The 19,376-nt window shown below is 40.0% G+C and carries 15 protein-coding genes; 7 read left to right on the top strand and 8 right to left on the bottom strand.

The genetic code is table 11. The annotated features are described in order from the left end of the window. Positions 1 to 492 precede the first annotated feature (492 nt). The 5 genes from IO68_RS30420 (at position 493) to IO68_RS30400 (ending at position 6,637) form a co-directional block, all read left to right on the top strand. Positions 493 to 1,080: a 5-formyltetrahydrofolate cyclo-ligase gene (locus IO68_RS30420; RefSeq protein WP_023014021.1), complete on the top strand. Its 588-nt coding sequence runs from the start codon at positions 493 to 495 to the stop codon at positions 1,078 to 1,080. 144 nt (positions 1,081 to 1,224) lie between these two features. After that, on the top strand, positions 1,225 to 3,654 hold the full coding sequence (gene lon / locus IO68_RS30415; RefSeq protein WP_023014020.1) for an endopeptidase La: 2,430 nt from the start codon (positions 1,225 to 1,227) through the stop codon (positions 3,652 to 3,654). 323 nt (positions 3,655 to 3,977) lie between these two features. Beyond that, a complete protein-coding gene (gene rlmH / locus IO68_RS30410) occupies positions 3,978 to 4,457 on the top strand; it encodes a 23S rRNA (pseudouridine(1915)-N(3))-methyltransferase RlmH (RefSeq protein ID WP_007483624.1) in 480 nt (159 codons plus the stop codon). A gap of 109 nt (positions 4,458 to 4,566) precedes the next feature. After that, positions 4,567 to 5,340: a DODA-type extradiol aromatic ring-opening family dioxygenase gene (locus tag IO68_RS30405; RefSeq protein ID WP_023014019.1), complete on the top strand. Its 774-nt coding sequence runs from the start codon at positions 4,567 to 4,569 to the stop codon at positions 5,338 to 5,340. A 190-nt stretch (positions 5,341 to 5,530) separates the two neighbouring features. Next, positions 5,531 to 6,637, top strand: coding sequence for an META and DUF4377 domain-containing protein (locus IO68_RS30400; RefSeq protein WP_023014018.1), 1,107 nt, complete (start codon positions 5,531 to 5,533; stop codon positions 6,635 to 6,637). Between the two features lie 88 nt (positions 6,638 to 6,725). On the opposite strand, the gene gdhA is transcribed toward IO68_RS30400, so the two are convergent. Beyond that, a complete protein-coding gene (gene gdhA / locus IO68_RS30395; RefSeq protein WP_007483680.1) occupies positions 6,726 to 8,072 on the bottom strand; it encodes an NADP-specific glutamate dehydrogenase in 1,347 nt (448 codons plus the stop codon). 345 nt (positions 8,073 to 8,417) lie between these two features. Continuing rightward, the gene (locus IO68_RS30390) at positions 8,418 to 9,614 is read right to left on the bottom strand and encodes a hypothetical protein (protein ID WP_023014017.1); all 1,197 of its coding nucleotides are present in this window, start codon (positions 9,612 to 9,614) and stop codon (positions 8,418 to 8,420) included. Between the two features lie 160 nt (positions 9,615 to 9,774). Between IO68_RS30390 and IO68_RS30385 the strand changes: the two genes are divergently transcribed. Then, positions 9,775 to 10,566 carry an RnfABCDGE type electron transport complex subunit B gene (locus tag IO68_RS30385; protein WP_023014016.1) on the top strand — a complete coding sequence of 264 codons (792 nt, stop codon included), beginning with the start codon at positions 9,775 to 9,777 and terminating at the stop codon, positions 10,564 to 10,566. A gap of 1 nt (position 10,567) precedes the next feature. Next, on the top strand, positions 10,568 to 11,254 hold the full coding sequence (gene nth / locus IO68_RS30380; RefSeq protein WP_004880878.1) for an endonuclease III: 687 nt from the start codon (positions 10,568 to 10,570) through the stop codon (positions 11,252 to 11,254). Here the strand turns inward: nth and IO68_RS30375 are convergent. From IO68_RS30375 to IO68_RS30350, 6 genes are all read right to left on the bottom strand, one after another. Continuing rightward, positions 11,251 to 11,433 (bottom strand): hypothetical protein, encoded by a 183-nt coding sequence (locus tag IO68_RS30375; RefSeq protein WP_023014015.1) that lies wholly within the window; start codon positions 11,431 to 11,433, stop codon positions 11,251 to 11,253. The genes nth and IO68_RS30375 overlap by 4 nt on opposite strands. Before the next feature lie 78 nt (positions 11,434 to 11,511). Next, positions 11,512 to 12,675 carry a VWA domain-containing protein gene (locus tag IO68_RS30370; protein ID WP_023014014.1) on the bottom strand — a complete coding sequence of 388 codons (1,164 nt, stop codon included), beginning with the start codon at positions 12,673 to 12,675 and terminating at the stop codon, positions 11,512 to 11,514. Next, positions 12,676 to 15,039, bottom strand: a complete 2,364-nt coding sequence (locus IO68_RS30365) for a DUF5682 family protein (protein ID WP_023014013.1) — start codon at positions 15,037 to 15,039, stop codon at positions 12,676 to 12,678. A 77-nt stretch (positions 15,040 to 15,116) separates the two neighbouring features. Then, complete coding sequence (locus IO68_RS30360; RefSeq protein ID WP_031234909.1) at positions 15,117 to 16,199, bottom strand: ATP-binding protein; 1,083 nt, start codon at positions 16,197 to 16,199, stop codon at positions 15,117 to 15,119. A gap of 45 nt (positions 16,200 to 16,244) precedes the next feature. After that, positions 16,245 to 17,888: a hypothetical protein gene (locus IO68_RS30355; protein WP_023014011.1), complete on the bottom strand. Its 1,644-nt coding sequence runs from the start codon at positions 17,886 to 17,888 to the stop codon at positions 16,245 to 16,247. After that, on the bottom strand, positions 17,879 to 19,210 hold the full coding sequence (locus IO68_RS30350) for an SWIM zinc finger family protein (protein WP_023014010.1): 1,332 nt from the start codon (positions 19,208 to 19,210) through the stop codon (positions 17,879 to 17,881). The genes IO68_RS30355 and IO68_RS30350 overlap by 10 nt, the downstream gene beginning before the upstream one ends. Positions 19,211 to 19,376 lie beyond the last annotated feature (166 nt).

Here is a 19,376-nt window from a genome sequence, read left to right as displayed (position 1 = left end):
CTTTTTTTGTCGTGTACAAAGACTTTATTCATAAAAATTCTCAGATAATTACTACAGTTATTGATGGTCTAAAAATGCGAAACTGCATTTTTAGTGTCGCCGCTAAAAAAAGAGCGGCGGATGCTAATCAAACCGAGTAATCTGGTAAAGAATATACAAATGTATATAATTTAAATGTGAGACACATTTCTCATATTCTAAAAATAAATAAAAATATAAATCATTGATTTAAATTAATAAAAAACCAAAATGTTTCAAATTGTTTTCTTTTGTTTTTATTTCATGAATGACACAACAAATAGAATAATAACTCTAATAAATTAATAATTTTTACTTATAAAACAAAATATTAAATAAACCAAATGGTAAAATAAATTAACAAAACATCACAAACCAAAAGATTAATTCCACACATAAAAATCATCATTTTGTTTTAAATATTTTGGAACAAATCGAGTATGATTTAGAGGAGTAAATGATGTTTGAACCCGTATGAACAGCAGTTTAAAATTACTAAGAAAACAACTTCGATTAAAAAGAAAACTAATTAGCCCTGTTCAACATAAACAAATCGAACAACAAGTATTAAATCAATTGAGATACTGTCCTCAATTTAAATCATCTAAAAAAATCGGATTGTATTTACACGCTTTCGGTGAAGTACATACACGAAAAATAATTGAGCTCTGCTTTAAACAAAAGAAGCAAGTATATTTACCGATGATTTGCTCGATGAACCAAAACCTTGTTTGGGTAAAAATCAGTGCAAACCAATATCTCAATAAGCGTTTCTCTCACCATCCGCTTGGTATGAAAGAGCCTATGGCAACGCGCGGACAGCATGTATCTAAATTAGATTTACTGGTGATGCCGTTATTAGCATGTGATTATTTCGGAACAAGAGTCGGTATGGGAGGTGGCTTTTATGATCGTACTTTGGCAACAGCACCACATCAGCCTTTTCGATTGGGTCTCGCGCATTCATTTCAATATATAAATGAACCTTTATTTAGACAGAAATGGGATCAGCCGCTAAATGCCTTACTGACTCCTGAAAAAATTTATTACTTCAAGTCTTAGTCTCTAATTTCTATGAATTTGTAGGCGAAAGTCGACCAATTTAGTCTTTTTTTTATAATTTCTCTTGTAAAACCCTTGTAATTTTTGAAATGCACATCACTATAAAAAACATGGCAACACCGTTGTCACTCATTAGGAGTGCCCATGTCTGAATATATTATGAATAATGAAACAAGCTTAGAGCCGCAGGTTCCAAGTGTATTACCACTATTAGCGTTACGTGATGTTGTGGTGTATCCACACATGCAAATCGCGCTATTCGTGGGTCGTGAAAAATCGATCAATGCAGTGGATGTGGCTCGTAACAGTGACAATTTAGTATTTGTAGTTGCGCAAAAAGATTCGCTTACAGAAGAAATTGATCACGATAATCTCTATCAATATGGAACCGTGGCTAAAATCGTACAAGTTGTGAATCATGAAAATGATGAAAACTGTATTAAAGTGCTGATCGAAGGCTTACACCGTTCTAAGTTAGAGCGCATTATCGATGGCGAAGAATATCTGACAGCAGAGCATCATTTAAGCCCAATGAATGTTCCATTGGATAAAGAAGCACAAGAGACTCGCTTAAATGAATTACGTACTCTATTTGCTCAATATGCAGAAGCAAAATTACGTAATGCGCGTGAACTTGTTGCAGCTGCAAATAAAATCGAAGACTTATTACAACTTATGTTCTTCGTGGCGACTCGTGTGCCTTTAAATATTGAAGTGAAACAAAAGTTTTTAGAACACGACGAATTTGAAGCTCATCTACAAGAGTTGATGAATTATTTGATGAATCAATCTGCTGAGCAGCAAATTGAACAAACGTTACATGACAGCGTAAAACGTCAAATGGAAAAGAACCAACGTGAATACTTTCTAAATGAAAAAATGAAAGTCATTCAACGTGAACTTTCCGATATGAATGGCGGTGCTGAGGATGATGTAGCTGAGATTGAAAAACGTCTTGCAGAAGCTGATCTACCTGAGCATGTACGCAAAAAAGCTGATGCTGAATTCCGTAAGCTCAAAGCGATGCAACCCGCTTCAAGTGAGGCTGCTGTTGTTCGCAACTATTTAGAAGTCATTCTAGATACTCCTTGGAATAAGGCGAGCAAAGTCAGTATCAACTTGGCGAAAGCTCAAGAAATTCTAGATACGGATCATTACGGCTTAGATGACGTTAAAGATCGTATTGTTGAATATCTTGCAGTTCAGTCTCGCGTGAAGAAACTGAAAGGCCCTATCCTTTGCTTAGTTGGTCCTCCAGGTGTGGGTAAAACATCGCTTGGTGAGTCAGTTGCCAAAGCAACAGGCCGTGAGTTTGTTCGTATGGCACTTGGTGGTGTCCGTGATGAAGCTGAAATCCGTGGTCATCGTCGTACCTATATCGGTGCGATGCCGGGTAAAATTGTGCAATCTTTGACAAAAGTTGGTGTAAAGAACCCACTGTTCTTACTCGACGAAATCGACAAGATGGCGCAAGACTACCGTGGTGATCCTGCTTCTGCATTACTTGAAGTGCTCGATCCATCACAGAACAATAAATTCAATGATCACTATTTAGACCTTGATCTTGATCTGTCAGAAGTGATGTTCATCTGTACTGCAAACAGTATGAATATTCCTGAAGCTTTATTGGACCGTATGGAAGTGATTCGTCTACCGGGTTATACCGAAGATGAAAAAGTAAATATTGCTGAGCGCTATCTTGTTCCAAAAGCAATCAAGAATAATGGTCTACGTGCCAAAGAATTGACTGTTCATGAAGAAGCAATTCGTGACATCGTACAACGTTATACACGCGAAGCAGGTGTTCGTAGCCTAGAGCGTGAAGTATCGAAAATTGCACGTAAAGTAGTTAAAGAAGCGGTAAGCAAGAAGTCTAAAAACTTACAAGTTGATGTGACTTCTGCAAATCTTCCAGAATACCTAGGTCCACATAAGTTTGACTTTGGTATGGCAGAAGATGAAGCACAAGTTGGTCGTGTAAATGGTTTAGCTTGGACTTCGGTCGGTGGTGAATTACTTACGATTGAAGTTGCTGCGGTAAAAGGTAAAGGTAAATTCATTACGACGGGTTCGCTCGGTGATGTAATGAAAGAATCAATTACTGCTGCAATGACTGTGGTACGTACCCGCGCTGATGATCTAGGTATCGAGGCTTCTCGTTTTGATGAGACCGATGTACATGTGCATTTACCTGAAGGTGCGACACCAAAAGATGGTCCATCTGCTGGTTTAGCTCTGACCACTGCCCTTGTATCAGCATTTACTGGCATTCCAATTCGTCCAGATATTGCAATGACAGGTGAAACAAGTCTTGGCGGTCGTGCAATGCGCATCGGTGGTTTAAAAGAGAAACTTCTTGCAGCACACCGTGGTGGCATTAAGCTCGTATTTATCCCGCAAGATAACGTACGTGATTTGGCTGAAATTCCTGACAATGTCAAAGAAGGCTTAGAAATCAAAGCGGTGAAAAGCATTGATGAAATCTTACCTTTAGCATTAACAGACACGCCAAAGCCTTTGCCAAAAACACCTATTGTAAAACCAGTAGAAGATGCAAAAGCAGCGCGTCACTAAAAATCAGTACTATATAAAAAGAGAGCTTAGGCTCTCTTTTTTTGTTACATAATCAGGTTGAAAAATGATCAATTTATTGCATAATAAAATAGAGTCAATAAAAAGAAAGGCTAAATTCTGACTCTTAAACTAATTTTAGTGTTATCTGAACTCCAGACGGATAACACTTTAATCGCAGCTCATACACATTTTGAGCTGCGTTTTTTATGTGGAAGCATAAACCATGATTCTGAAGTTTTTATGACAAGTAAACATTCAATTAAACCGCCATGAAACAAGTTGAATGTTTATAATGTCTCTATATTTTCCACATTACTTTTTTTATGAAAATTCGAATTCTCACCATTGGTCAAAAAATGCCTGCATGGGTACTCACTGGGTTTGAAGACTACTTCAAACGCATCCAACCATTTGTGCAAACTCAGGTCATTGAATTACCGATGGCTAAACGAGGTAAAAATGATTCTGAAGCAGATATTTTAAAATACTGCCAAATCGAAGGTGAAAGTATCTTAAATGCACTGAAACCTAATGAAACACTCATTGCACTTGAAGTCGGTGGACGCGAGCTGAGTACGGAAAAACTCGCCGACACCATGAAACAATGGATGCTTGAAGGCAATGACGTTGCGCTTGCAATCGGCGGACCTGATGGTCATTCAGATGCCGTTCGTAAAGCTGCGGCTTGGCATTGGTCTTTATCAAAACTAACCATGCCTCACCCAATGGTGCGTATTTTGTTGATTGAGCAACTTTATCGGGCAATGAGTATTAACCATAATCACCCTTATCACCGTGCATGACTTAAGCCAAATTGTTCTGATTATAGAACAATCTGTTGAAGTTTAACGGCTGTCATTCTCCCGCTGATTTTGTCACGATAGTGATGTAATTCCAATCAGGTGCTTATTTATGAATTTCCAGACTTTACCCGGATTATTTATTTCTCATGGTTCACCCATGCTTGCACTTGATCCAGAACAAGTAGGCCCTGCTTTATATCGCTTAAGCATCAACCTACCAAAACCTCAAGCCATTATTGTGATGTCAGCACATTGGGAAAGTCAGGCATTGGAAGTCAGTACTTCTTCCAGACCACAAACGTGGCATGATTTCCGTGGCTTCCCACCTGAGTTATATGAAATTCGTTATCCTGCGGCTGGTTCACCGACTTTGGCAGAAGAAATACTGAGTTTATTTGCTGATGCTGGTATTGCTGCACATGCTAACAGCACACGACCACGCGATCATGGTGTATGGATGCCATTACTGCATATGTACCCTGATGCAGATATTCCTGTCATTGAAATCTCCCTTCCAATCAAATTGACTGCAGACGAGATTTACAAAATTGGGCAAGTATTGTCACCATTAAGAGAACAACAAATTTTATTAATTGGTTCAGGCAGTATCACACACAACTTAGCAGAACTCTCATGGCATGCAGATGCAGACGTTCCTTTTTGGGCAAGTAATTTCCGTAATACTGTGGTGAGTAAACTCAGCCATCAAGATTATGATGCAGTACTTAATTGGCCAGAGTTGCCCTATGTTCAACGCAATCATCCAACGCTTGAACACTTCGCGCCATTATTCTTTGCTATGGGGACAGGTGTTCGATTTAGTATTGTACATAGCAGCTTTTCGATGGGTTCTCTGGGTATGGATATTTATCGTTTCGATTAAATTGATTATTTTATCAACCAATCTAAACTAGGTTTGCTTTAAATAGAGCAAACCTACAAATCTCCTTTATTTATCTTAAACTTACAAATAAATACATTTAACACACTTAATCCATAAATGGATTGCATTTTCTTTTTTTAAGAATGATTTAAGCTTATTACTGTTTATTTTTAACTGTTGTTTTTTAAATATGAAAATTAAATATTTAGTTCTCGCTTTGCTTCCGCTTTCATTAATGGCTTGTCAAACAGTACAAAACGTTAGTGATAACGTAATTAATCAAATTAACACGAATGCTGCGAAAAACTTAACTGAATATAATTGGACATATCAAGGTTCTAAAGCATCTAAACCTTTAGTGCTATCTTTTAGCCAAGATCAAAAACTTTCAATCCAAACTGGCTGTAATAATCAAGGTGGTACGTGGAAAGTTGAAGGCAACAGCATTGTTGTTTCGCCACTTGTATCGACAATGATGGCTTGTGCAGATGACTTAATGCAACAAGAACGCCTATCTTCTGATATTTTCAGCGAGAAAAAAGTACCGTTTGCAATCAGCACTTTAAATGGTGAAGCGATCTTGACTGTAACTGATAGCAAAGGTCAAAAACACGTATTTGCAGGTACTAAAGTGGAAAGTAATAATGTATTAACAAATTACACTTGGTCGTATCAGCCAGCTGAGACCAAACGTCCAATCGTATTGAGTTTCTTGGCAAATGATCGCCTTTCTGTAGATACAGGTTGTAATCGCCTTAATACCTCTTGGAAAGTTGAAAATGGTCAAATCATTACTGGTGATGGTGCATCAACATTAATGGCATGTGATCCTGCATTAATGAAACAAGAGCAATTTGCTGGTCAATTATTAACAAAGGGTAAGATTCCTTTTGAAGTAAATACAACTGATTTACACGCACCAAGCATGACACTGACGGATGCAAAAGGTCAAAAATATACTTTTGTTGGTAAAATGACCCCTGAAACTAAATACCAATCTGAAGGTAAGACTGTTTTCTTGGAAATCGCACCAGAAACTAAATCATGTGTAGGTGTTGCTCCACAAACTTGTATGCAAGTACGTGAAGTAAAATATGATGACAAAGGCATCAAAACTTATGCAGATAAAAACTGGTCATTGTATTACGGCCAAATCGAAGGTTTTGAGCACAATCCAAATCAACGTGTAATCGTTCGTGTTAAACGTTTTGATATTAAAAATCCTGCTGCTGATCAATCTAGCATTGCAGATGTATTAGATGTGGTTGTTGAACAAGAAATTGTGAAAAAACCATAATCGTATTCTAGTAATAAAAAATCCGATGCTTTAGCATCGGATTTTTTATGGAAAGCCTTATTTATTAAACAGGGTTTGAGAGGGGTTCTTAATAAATGCCCTGCCCCAATATCGCATCTGCAACTTTAACAAAACCAGCTATGTTCGCACCATCAACATAATTGATTGTGCCATCTTCTTGCGTACCATACTTGACACAGTTTCGATGAATCTCTTTCATAATCGCATGTAAACGCTCATCGACCTGCTCGAAAGACCAACCTAAGCGATTCGCATTTTGGGACATCTCTAAACCAGATGTCGCGACACCGCCTGCATTTGATGCTTTACCTGGTGCATATAAAATCTTCGCCTCAACGAATTTTTCAACGGCTTCAAGTGTAGATGGCATGTTTGCCCCTTCCGCTACACAAATCACACCATTAGCAAGTAATGCTGCTGCATCTTCACCATTTAATTCATTCTGAGTGGCACATGGCAAAGCAATATCAACAGGAATATGCCACGGTGTTTGTCCTTCGAAATATTCAAATCCGTGTTTCGAAGCAAACTCTGAGATACGTCCACGTTTGACATTTTTCAGCTCCATCACTTCATCTAAAAGTTCTTTACTGAAGCCATTTTTCAAATACACAGTACCATTTGAGTCAGAGAGAGTCACAACTTTTGCACCGAGGAACATCGCTTTTTCTGCTGCGAACTGCGCCACATTTCCGGAGCCAGAAACTGAAACTATTTTACCTACGAAATTATCACCACGCGTTTTCAACATTTCTTCAGCGAAATAAACCGTACCATAACCCGTTGCTTCAGGACGAGCGAGAGAACCACCAAATGAAATACCTTTACCAGTAAACACACACGAGGTGTCATTGCTTAGTTTTTTCATCATGCCCGTCATATAACCGACTTCGCGTCCACCAACACCAATATCTCCTGCTGGAATATCCGTATTTGAACCCAAATGACGATATAACTCGAACATCAATGCTTGGCAAAAACGCATGATCTCAGCTTCAGACTTCCCCTTTGGATCAAAGTCAGAACCGCCTTTACCACCACCCATCGGCAAAGTAGTTAACGCATTTTTAAAGGTTTGCTCAAAACCTAAAAATTTTAAAATTGATAAATTCACAGATGGATGAAAACGCATACCACCTTTATATGGGCCAATTGCTGAGTTATATTGCACGCGGAATCCACGATTAACATGGACTTGCCCTCGATCATCCATCCAAGATACGCGGAACTGAATCACTCGTTCGGGTTCAATCAGTCGTTCTAAAAGACCATGTTCAGCATATTTTGGATTTTTCTGTATAAATGGCCACAAGCTTGTCATTACTTCTTCAACAGCTTGTAGAAATTCAGGTTGATGTGGATCTCTTGCTTCAACATAAGCTAAGAAGTCACTTAAACTGCTGTATTTCAACACTCACCCCCGACACAATGATTCATTATGGTGCTAAAAATGCACCAAAAAGAATATCTCACAAATTAGAGATACTTTGCTATTAGGCATGAGTATAGTTTTTCTTATTTTTAAAATTTATTTATATTTATCAATAAAATATTTAAATAAATATTCATTATTTATATTATAAATACCACATTAAAAACTATAAAATTCAAATTAAATTATTAAATAGCACCAAAAACGATCAAAAATAGCACTATTATCAATCAAAAAGAGGATAAATGACAATTCTAGACTCAATAGCTTGAGGAATTTTACCTAGCATTTTCAAAACAATGCCTCTGTTTTTAATTATGTCTCTGTTTAGCTTTCAAAAGGCTGTCCAAACAATACAACCAATAAACACAGGATTCCAACGCACAGTGAAAACACAAACTTAGCTTTAGCTATTCGGAAATGTACCCACATTGAACTCAAACATTGAAAAAAGTAATACAGTGCAAAACCTTTAGATGCAAAGCTAATAATTTCAAAAATATCGAATGACCAAACTAAAAAAATGCACGCAGCAGCAATGAAAATATAAGCAACTTTTACAGATACTCTTTGTTGCGAGACTTCATTAACTAGTCCCCCATTTCCAGCAAAATCTGCTAATGCAGCACTGAGTTGGCTCGTTACAGCAGCAATAAATAGGAAAATAGGTGCACCCCAAAACACATACTTTGCAATATCAATCACAGAGGTATCTGAGATTTCACCACTAAGCGGATGTAATTGAAAAACTAGACTAAACAATAGAATGAAAATGATATAAATGCCTGTACTCAATAACTGCGCATTGCGCATACTTTTCACTCTAATTTCTGCTGAATACTCTTTTCCTAGATAACGACTGGTTTCAAATCCCTGAATCATAATGAGTAAACCCATAATGATTGGAATATGCTTCATATCAAAGCTTGAAGGTACATGACTGGGAGCTTGATGATCTAAATTGAAAAACAACAAAGCACATAGAAAAACAGTAATGATGCTCAACTTAATATTTACAGCAAAAATCTCAATTTTTTCGAGTATTTTAAATCCTCGGAAATAACCAAAGAATGCCATTAACAGTAGAACCACTGTCGTGATGATCTGTGTTGTTCCTGAAAACTGAATGGAAAAAATTCTGACAATAAATGATGAAAACAAATACAAATAATAAGTGACTGAAAGTACATACGCTGCGGTTAACGCAATGTCGCTTAAACGCTCAATCTGCAATAAATGACGATCTTGTTGAGCAGCCAAGTTAGGCTCAACGTGCTGAATATTCCAACGAATAATTTGTCCAATCGAGTACGCAAATACGCATAAAGTCACCATCACATAAATCGCATAATGACCACTTAAATCATTCAATAAAGGTGCTGCGATCAGAAAACCACTACCAATGATTGATGCCAATGGCGTTACTGTTGCACGCCACACAGGTTTATTTCTTATTTTTGGATGAGACAGCACCCATACCAAAAGTATGGCTAATGCACCCCAAATTATTGTTACGATTGGCATAAAAATCCGCTTTACGGCACTTTAATATTATTCAATTCCATTCTAATCAAGAAATCTTAAAAGCTGTACAGAAATCAAATCTAATCAACTGAGAAAGTTATCTTGACCCTATGCTGTTTTTTCTTCATCATCGCTGTCGTTTTAACAAGTTGTTGGTTCTATGGACGCCTCTATCGCACTCATTCGTGAAATTGATGCATTACTTCCGCAAACACAATGTGGTTTGTGCGGGCACCGTGATGGATGCTTGCCCTATGCAAAATCGATTGCTGAAGGTGAGGAAGCGAATAAATGTGTTCCGGGTGGACAACCTGTGGCTGATGCATTGGCAACACTTTTAAAACGCCCTGTATTGATCGCTGAACCAAGTGTTTGGGATATTCAATCAGATGGACGTCCGCAGCAAATGAAAGCGGTAATCCGTGAAGATGAATGCATTGGCTGTACTAAATGTATTAGTGCCTGCCCTGTTGATGCAATTATTGGCAGTGGTAAGCTCATGCATACCATTTTGACCGACCTGTGTACAGGTTGTGAACTTTGCATTCCACCATGTCCTGTTGACTGTATTGATCTAGTTGAGGATACAGCTCCAGTTGCTAACGACGAGCAGCGGATCAAAGTACAAGATGATCTCAGACATCGCTACTATGCACATATTCAACGTGAAGAAAAACATCGAATTCATCGTAAAGGCCCGATTGTACGTGCTGAAATTGATGCTGCATTTTTTGCGAAATTCTCCCAAGAACTCAATAATGTCCCAGCAATTACCTTGACTGAAAAAGTGGCTGAAACTCCAGCTTTGGATGCAAAGACCACGATTGAGTTAGCAAAACTGCGTACACAGATCAAAAAGTTGGAAAAGCAGCTCAGCGTACGTGCAGATGAGAAAAAACAACTGCAACTGATTGAATTACAACAGCGCTTAAACGAATTGCTGGAGGGTTAACATGTCAACTAAAAATATGACCAAAAAGCAAATTCAAATCTTTTTTGAACGGTTGCGTGAACAACGACCAAATCCTCAAACAGAATTAAACTACACATCTCCATTTGAATTGCTCATTGCAGTGATGCTTTCTGCTCAGGCAACAGATGTCAGTGTCAATAAAGCCACCGATAAACTTTATCCAATTGCCAATACAGCGCAAAGTATTCTCAATTTGGGTGTGGATGGCTTAAAAGAATATATAAAAACCATTGGCTTATATAATTCCAAAGCGGAAAATGTGATTAAAACCTGCCGTATCTTGGTTGAACAGTATCAAGGACAAGTACCTGAAACACGTAAAGAACTTGAAGCATTGCCGGGTGTGGGACGAAAAACAGCCAATGTTGTGCTCAATACTGCATTTGGTCAGCCGACCATGGCTGTTGATACGCATATTTTCCGTGTTGGTAATCGTACAGGTTTAGCAGTCGGAAAAAATGTTCTCGAAGTTGAACATCGTTTAGTTAAAGTGATTCCCAAAGAATTTATTATTGATTCACATCATTGGCTAATCTTGCATGGGCGCTATTGCTGTATCGCACGTAAACCAAAATGTGGCGAATGTATTGTCTCAGATGTCTGCAATTGGCCAGATCGTTTTGAATTTGGTGCGGCTAAAATGATTAAAACAAAAAACCTCAGTTAGTCCTGAGGTTTTTTTTGCTGTTGTAACTTAGGATGGAGTTGGCGAGCTTTACCATACTTCTTATTTTCTAATGCTTGCTGTTTTTGTACATGACGTAGCATTTTTTGGCTTTGGTATAATAAAAATAACAGCAAAATCAAGCTTAAAATTACCGTTACGATCAATACGATTTTTAACACATCCACATCCTCAATTTACCACAACTTTTGGCGCCATCAATGATTTGACCACCGCCCAAACGAGCATTATGACAGATTTTATTGCTGTGTTGCGTACCATGCATGTACATCACGCTTCTCAATCGCAGTCGCCATCAACTCAGGAAATTGATCAGGCGTACAAGCAAAAGTTGGAATGCCCATATCCGCAAAAATCTGTGCATGTTGCGTGTCATACCACGGCGCGCCATCATCTGACAATGCCAACAGCGCAATCACTTGCACGCCACTCTCGAGCATTTCTGCCACCTGTTTTAACATTTGCTTAGCATCTCCGCCTTCACACAAGTCACTAATCAGAATAAAAATCGTATCTTCTGGACGAGTAATCTTGCCACGACAATATTTAATCGCTTTGGCAATATCAGTACCGCCACCCAATTGCGTGCCAAACAGCACATCCACTGGATCTTCCAGCAACGGGGTCAGATCAGCAATTTCGGTATCAAACACAATCATTTGGGTATTGACTGCCCGAATGCTCGCCATCACTGCTGCAAATACACTGGAATAAATGACCGAGGGTGCCATTGAACCACTTTGGTCGACACAGAGGACGATATCTTTCAAAGCAGTTTGGTGGCGTGGATGACCATGCAACTCATGCGGAATAATGGTCTGAAAGTCTTCTTGCCAATGTTTAAGATTGGCTTGAATGGTGCGTTGCCAATTAATATCTTGTAACCGCTTCGGACGACGCGTATGTGCTGAACGATTGATGCTGCCTCGTATCGCTTGTTGTAAGGGGTGTTTTAACCGATTTTCCAACTCCTCCACCAATTGCCGTACCACAATACGGGCGGTTTCTTTGGTTTTTTCTGGCATCAAATGATTCAACGAAATCAGTGTTGAGACCAAACTGATATCCACTTCAACACTAGCCAATAACTCTGGTTCTAACAGCATTTGCTGTAAATTCAAACGTTCTAATGCATCTTTTTGAATGACTTTGACCACTGAGGATGGAAAATATTGCCTAATATCCCCCAGCCATTGCGCCACTTTGGGACTGGAGCGCCCTAAGCCACCACGCTGATTTGCTTGCTCTGCTTGATAAAGTTGGTTCAAACAGGCTTGCATTTGACTGTCTTGTTCCGACCAACCGACGGGCTGCTGATTGGCATTGGGCACTTGCCCCAAAATTAAACGCCAACGGCGTTCTTGTTCCGCAATATTAGTGGCTGATTCATGATTCATGTTCATTTAACTCTCCACCGCAACGGGCTGTAAATACGCATAAATTTCATCTAAAACCGCTTGTGCACGCGCTACATCCAATGCTGTGGTTTGCGCGACGAGTTCCACCTGTTTCTGTGCCACTTTTTGCACCAGTTGCTGTGCCTCAGCAGGGCTAAAACTGGCTGCCGTTCTAGCTAAAATCGGCAATAATTCAATAAATTGTGATTCTTCTAGTCCAGCCACCCATTGATGTACAATCATCCACAAACTGGGTTCATGAATCAGTAACAGTGCTTGATGCGTTAAAAAGCCTTCAAACCATGCTGCACTGTAATCTGCTGTTTGTCCGACTGACAGCGCACGAGACAAATAGGCCTGAGTTTGTGGAATATCCAACACCTGTTGCTCGCGCGCTAATCGCACACAATAACCATGTAAATAGCCTTGCATCTGCTCGTGTTGCAACAATTTCTGCAAGGTCTCTTGCCATAGCTGTAGCAGTTCATCTTGTTGCAGTTGTCCCAATAGCTCATATAAGCTTTGCAGTTGTTGTGCAAACTGTTGTGCGGATTCTGCATTGAGATGTAAGCAGTAACTCGGCAAACTCAGCATCAAACGAATGGCTAAATGCTCGACCACTTGCTGCAAATGCACTGTGGATAACTGGCGCACGCTACCATAACGTAATGCTGTAATCAGCGGTTTGAGCGTCGCCAAAATCACACTTGGGTCTTGATGCTGCGTGGATAGTTCATCTAACTTGGTTAAGGCAACATCTAAACTTTGATCTAAACCAGACAATAAAATGTGCTCAATCCAACATGCCACTTGCGCGACATCATCAGATTGTCTGAGCTGATGCTCTACATAGTTTTGACTGGCAAGCTCAATACTATTGCCCCACAACGACATTTCGTTCAAATACAAACTGCTTTCAGGCTGCCAAGACAATTGCCAAACTTCTTTAAAACTGCCCTGACCTGAACCCGTGCCTGCTAAATCTGCCCAAGCCACCCCCAATAAGATCATACAATGTAAGAATTGACTTTTTTCCAAATCAAAAGCATTGCGCAAATCCAAAGTAATTTCACGATGTGGTGCCTCTAGCTTCAAACGAAAGTGCTTTACCTGCTGCAAAAAATCCTTCTGGATCGGCAATTCAAGCAAAGCTTCAGGCACTTGACCCAGTTTCTCATCTTGCAACAGTTTGTTCAGTACAGGTTGTGGAATATCTAAACCATGATTCAGTACCGATTGAATCACTTCAAACAAATCTTCTAAATCAGGAATGCGCCGCCCACGCAGTTGCAATAAAGATTGAATCAATTGCACCGCATCAATAATCTGTGCACTTGAGGCATCCTGCCCTGCTTGACGCAAGGCATGGGCAAACTGACTGAGCCAATCAATACTGATTTTTTCCGCATCGACCTGCCCATCAACTGCCTGCTGATAATGCTTCCATAAATGTGCATACCAGCCGACTGCCTGAACCCCTGCGCCATAACCACTGTCCCGACTTAATCGCCCATGTGTCCATGCAATCCACGCAGATTCGATTTTGGTTTTCGGCAAACCTTTTAGTAATTCTGTATCATCCTTTCGTGTTGCTTTTAAATCATTCAATACAGGTGCATGCCATGCGCCACAAATCACCACAATATTTTCATAGCCTTGCTTTTCGGCTTGGCGAATAATTTTTCGCATATAGGCTTCACGATACTGCTCTGTTCGTGCCGCAGTATCTTGCTCTACTGAAGGCTGTTCAGTTTGTTCCGTGATATAGTCACGCAATGCTGTCATGGCATCGCTAATGGCGACAAACATTTGACCTGCATGCGGTTGCTGTTCAACCAAATGTTCCCAAAAACGCTCACTGTCTTGATAACCAGCTTGTTGTGCTAATAATTTAATCGGATCATGACGAATGGCGAACACATTCAACAATGCATTCTCTGCGACATCAGATGCAATTTCCTCCTCAGTATCCTCTTCAACCTCTTCTGTATGTTCATCTTCCTCTGCATCTAAACGCTGTTGAGCTTCAGTTTGCCAGTGTTGCTGCAAAGCAAAACGATGCTGCAAAGGCAAATCCATAAATTCTACCTCGACTTGCTGTTGCACGGCGTATTGCAAGGCTTGCCACTCAGGCGAAAACTCAGCAAAAGGATAAAAAACCGCCTGTGAACGCGTTTCTTTCTGTGCTGGGGTATTCAACAACAACGCCACGGGCGGACGAAAATCGGTATGTTGTAACTGTTCAATCAAGGCATTGGCATCAGGTGGCCCTTCAATCAAAATACAATCAGGTTTGATCTGTGCCAAAGCATTACAGACACTACGGGCTGAACCTGGCCCATGATGTCGAATCCCCAAAATGTGCAGCATGATATGATCCTTATTTTAATCAAGCCTTTCTCAACCATCAGAAAGGCGAAGATAAAGCGATAATATGATTGGGAAAATCACTCTAAATCACGACAAGCACGATATAAGTCTTGCCATCCCTCACGCTGCTTCATGACCGTTTCCACATATTCTTTCCAAGGCACCACATCTTGTACAGGGTCTTTTAAAATCGCCCCTTGTAAACCTGCTGCCAGATCGTAATCAGTTATATCACCTACACCAAAATGCCCTGCCATTGCCCAACCATGACTCATCACGGAAATGGCTTCCGCAGTCGACAATGTTCCTGTGGTGGTTTTAAGTTTTTGCTTGCCATCTAAGGTTTGCCCATGGCGCAACTCTCTAAAAATCGTCACTAATTTTTGAATTTGTGCGTCCAAAGGTTGCACCTCTGGCAATTGCAAACTTTTACCCAAGGATTGCACACGTTTCTGCACAATTTCGACTTCCTCAGCAATCGTCGCTGGCGGTGGTAAAATCACAGTATTAAAACGGCGCTTTAAGGCTGAAGACAATTCATTCACACCTTTATCCCGATTATTGGCGGTGGCAATCACGCTAAAGCCTTGCACCGCTTGATATTCCAGCCCCAACTCAGGCACAGGTAAGTTCTTTTCAGACAACAGCGTAATGAGTGTATCTTGGACATCTGCTGGAATACGGGTCAACTCCTCAACACGGGCAATTTTGCCCTCTTGCATAGCACGCAACATGGGACTTTTTACTAAAGCTGCCTCACTTGGCCCTTTAGACAGCAGTTGCGCATAGTTCCAACTATAACGTAGTGTATCTTCACTAGTGCCCGCCGTTCCCTGAATCAGTAAATCACTATTGCCCGAAATCGCGGCAGCTAAATGCTCAGACACCCATGATTTTGCAGTGCCTGGCACGCCTAATAATAATAAGGCACGATCTGTGGCTAAGGTCGCCACGGCAATTTCCATCAAACGGCGATTACCAATATATTTGGCTGAAATTTCAGTGCCGTCAGCTAAAGTTGTCCCCAATAAATAATCTACTACGGCTTTCGGTGAAAGTTGCCACTGAGGTGGTTTTGCCAAGCTATCCTGTGCTTTTAATGCGTCTAGCTCATGTGAAAATTGTTGTTCTGCTCTGGCACGTAAAACTTGTTGTGTCATGATCATTGTCCTCATGTATATGACTCAATTATTTATTGTTTAATGTTAAATCAAAGTGTGTTTATATTGATTCAATCGCTCAAGCTGCTTCCACTCCGAAGTCGAAAACAAGTCTTGTAAAGCCTGAATATGGATTGGATAGCCATGCAAAATCAGCCACTCTGCTTGTGCTTTTAACGCTGCAAATTGTTTTTGATCTTGCTGCAAATTCAATGCTGCATATGCCTGTTGTAATAAAGTATAGGCATGTGTTGTAAGTACTTGATCAAAGTGCAACGCTGGGCTCAGTTGCCAAACGCATTCAAAGTGCAGCCAATCTTTGCTTTGGGCATAGTGTTGCAATTGTTGTCTAATTAATGCCAATCCAATCTCATCTTGATCAAGCAAACTAAAAATCTGCTGCACATACTGACCGTACTGCTTGCATGCAATGTGAGTATCACACCATTGCCCCTGCTGTTGATAAAACCAACGCGCCAAATCACCGCGTTGTTCCCGATAACAGCAATCAATAAAAGCAGCCCAAATCGCTTCTTTTTGTGATTTATGCAAATTCAGCAAAGTATCCCAATCACCCAAAAGAGTGAACCAATACTGCAATGGCAACTGTTTTAAAATTTGCTGTACATAACGAACACCGTGACCACTTTGCATAAATGCTTGATAGGCTTGCTCCACCTGAGCACTTTGATAGGCGGTTTTTAAAATTCGACGACTTTCTTCAACATCTGCATCACCATGAAAAAATCCATAATCGTTCAAAGCATCATCTTGATCTAAGCTGATATGAACATTAATTTTTCTGGTTGTTGCCTCATAACTGAAACATGAATCAATCAGTACCATCATGTTTGGATACAAGGCATTATCTTGCGCATATAAATAAAAGCTGAGTGCTGCATTATGTCGTACTGTCGCTGCATTTTGTGGCGCTAAGCTTTTCACATATTCATATAAGTGAGGAAATTTGGTCACGGACATATGCATTGAGACAACACGCTCAGCATGTCGTTGTAAGCTATTTTTCTGAATCGATTGTGTCCAAAACTCAGCGATATGCTGATTGACAAAATCAGGCAAGTGCGTACATAACAGACTCATCATCCGTGACCAATCGCTACTCCTTAACTTGAGTAAATGCCGAATTAGGGGTGCAGCATCATTGTGCTTTAGATATTTCCATACCCGTTTGACCTCATCAATTCGTGTGGTCACATCACTCTGAAAGGCAAACTGCGGTAAGGTCTGTGCCAATAACACAGAATTGCGACATACCGATAGCACGGGTAGCACCAAATAACGAGGAATGACCTGTTGCTGCTGTCGCGCCCATTTTAAAATTTGATCTAACCAAAGTGCATAATCATATGGAGCTTCTTGTGCCACAATCCATTGCAGTACCTGTAGCAATGACGCATCTAAAGCATTTTCCTGTATCTCAAGTTGCGGCTTCTCAGCCGCAAGACTTTTCTCAATAGCATCAGAAATGGGCATGGCCTGATGCCCTGCTTGTTTCATCAATACCCAATACTGATTGAGTTGCAATAAATCTTGTGATGATTCTATTTGCTCAGGCACATATTTCTTTAATGCTTCGGGTAATTGAATCACTTGTTTAAACTGCTGCCCTAAGGTCAACTTTAAGCGCAATTGTTGCTCAAAAGCATTATAAGATGGGGTTAAAGACATTGAAAATGTTCTCCTTGCCAAATACTGACCAAGGTCAATTGCAGACCATTCCACTCTAGCCCCGCACTAAAGGGTTCATCTCCAACCAAAAACCATAGCTCTACAAATTGCTTCACTTCGATGGCACACATGTGTTGATTTTGATCGACTAAATAAACTCTTTTCTCATGCTTAACCAAACGCAATTGATTCAACCAAAAGAAACGAATCAGTTGTAACGGATTCTGTTTTAAACCATGTGCATAGTGTTGAAAGAGCTGCTCAAAATCAGTTAAACCTTGAGGAGCGATGGTCACCACCTTACCTTGTTGCAAAGTTGCCAATTGTTCTTCTAAACGTATTCGTTGTTGACTGATCACGGGATAAAATTTCGCCGTCACAGACAGTTGCTGTTGCTGGGGTAAGGTCAAGCCAAAAATGGAATAGGGTGGAATTTCAAAGTCGATCAATAAATAATCACATTGCTTTTGACTATCCCATAACCATTGACGGCGATAACGCCCACGGGTATTGAGTAACTCATGCGTCACTTGCCCCACAGCATGGATATTGATCGTTTGTACGGCAATATGATCCCACGCATCACTGGGTAAATTCACCCCAAACAATTGTTTCATTTCTTCCAGCAACATTGGATCAAGTTGCTGACGGTGTTGCCATAATTGCACCGCCAAACTCAATTTTGCCAACCAAAATGAACATTGTTGTTGCCAATCGGTTTGGTATAACGCACTGGAAAACTCTTCTAAATAACTAACTAAGCCATTGAGTTGTGCATCGACCAAACGGCTTTGCATATCACGAAACATTTCATGCTGTTGTTGTCGTAATCGTCCTAAACCCATGCTGACAATATCATTCAACCATGTTTGTAAAGTCTCAATACCCGCATCCATTTTTTTCTCACGCGCCAATTGTCGTTTGGCGCGTGCGGCTTCATCAACAGGTTTATCTACTGCTTTTTCTTTTTTTTCAGTGGCTTTACTTTTTTTATCGCGCCATTTTTGTACTCGATCAGGAATGGCTTGATCATCTTGCTGAATACTAAATTTATCCTGATATTCGGTATAGACCATCAGCAACGCTAAGGCATGCTTACATGGGCGTTTAAAACTCGGACAACTGCACTCACATTTCAATTCAGGTAAAAAAATCGCACTTTGATAAATCGCACTCCCCTGAATTTCCCCCCAAATCCATTGATCAGTAGAACCTGAAATATTATTCCAAGCTTCGAACTTTGCCAGTTTTTTTGCAGATTTTGCCGAACTTGCATCAGGAGTAATCTGCTCTACTTGATCGAACTGAATCGTCAACAACATAAGCAACCCTTTAAAATAATTTTTTATTTTCAATATTTTGAAGTATGAGCATCACAAACTATAACGCTTTTTATTTTATCTGCATATACATCAATTAGCATAAGCGACAGATTTTGTCGTATGGAGTTACAGCTATAAAAAAAACCGCCTTGCTAAATACTCGGCG

Origin of the sequence: Acinetobacter sp. COS3, assembly GCF_000475335.1 — a bacterium.
Taxonomy (GTDB): domain Bacteria; phylum Pseudomonadota; class Gammaproteobacteria; order Pseudomonadales; family Moraxellaceae; genus Acinetobacter; species Acinetobacter venetianus.
Note: the sequence above shows the minus strand (reverse complement) of the source record. Positions and strands in the feature narration are given on the sequence as shown.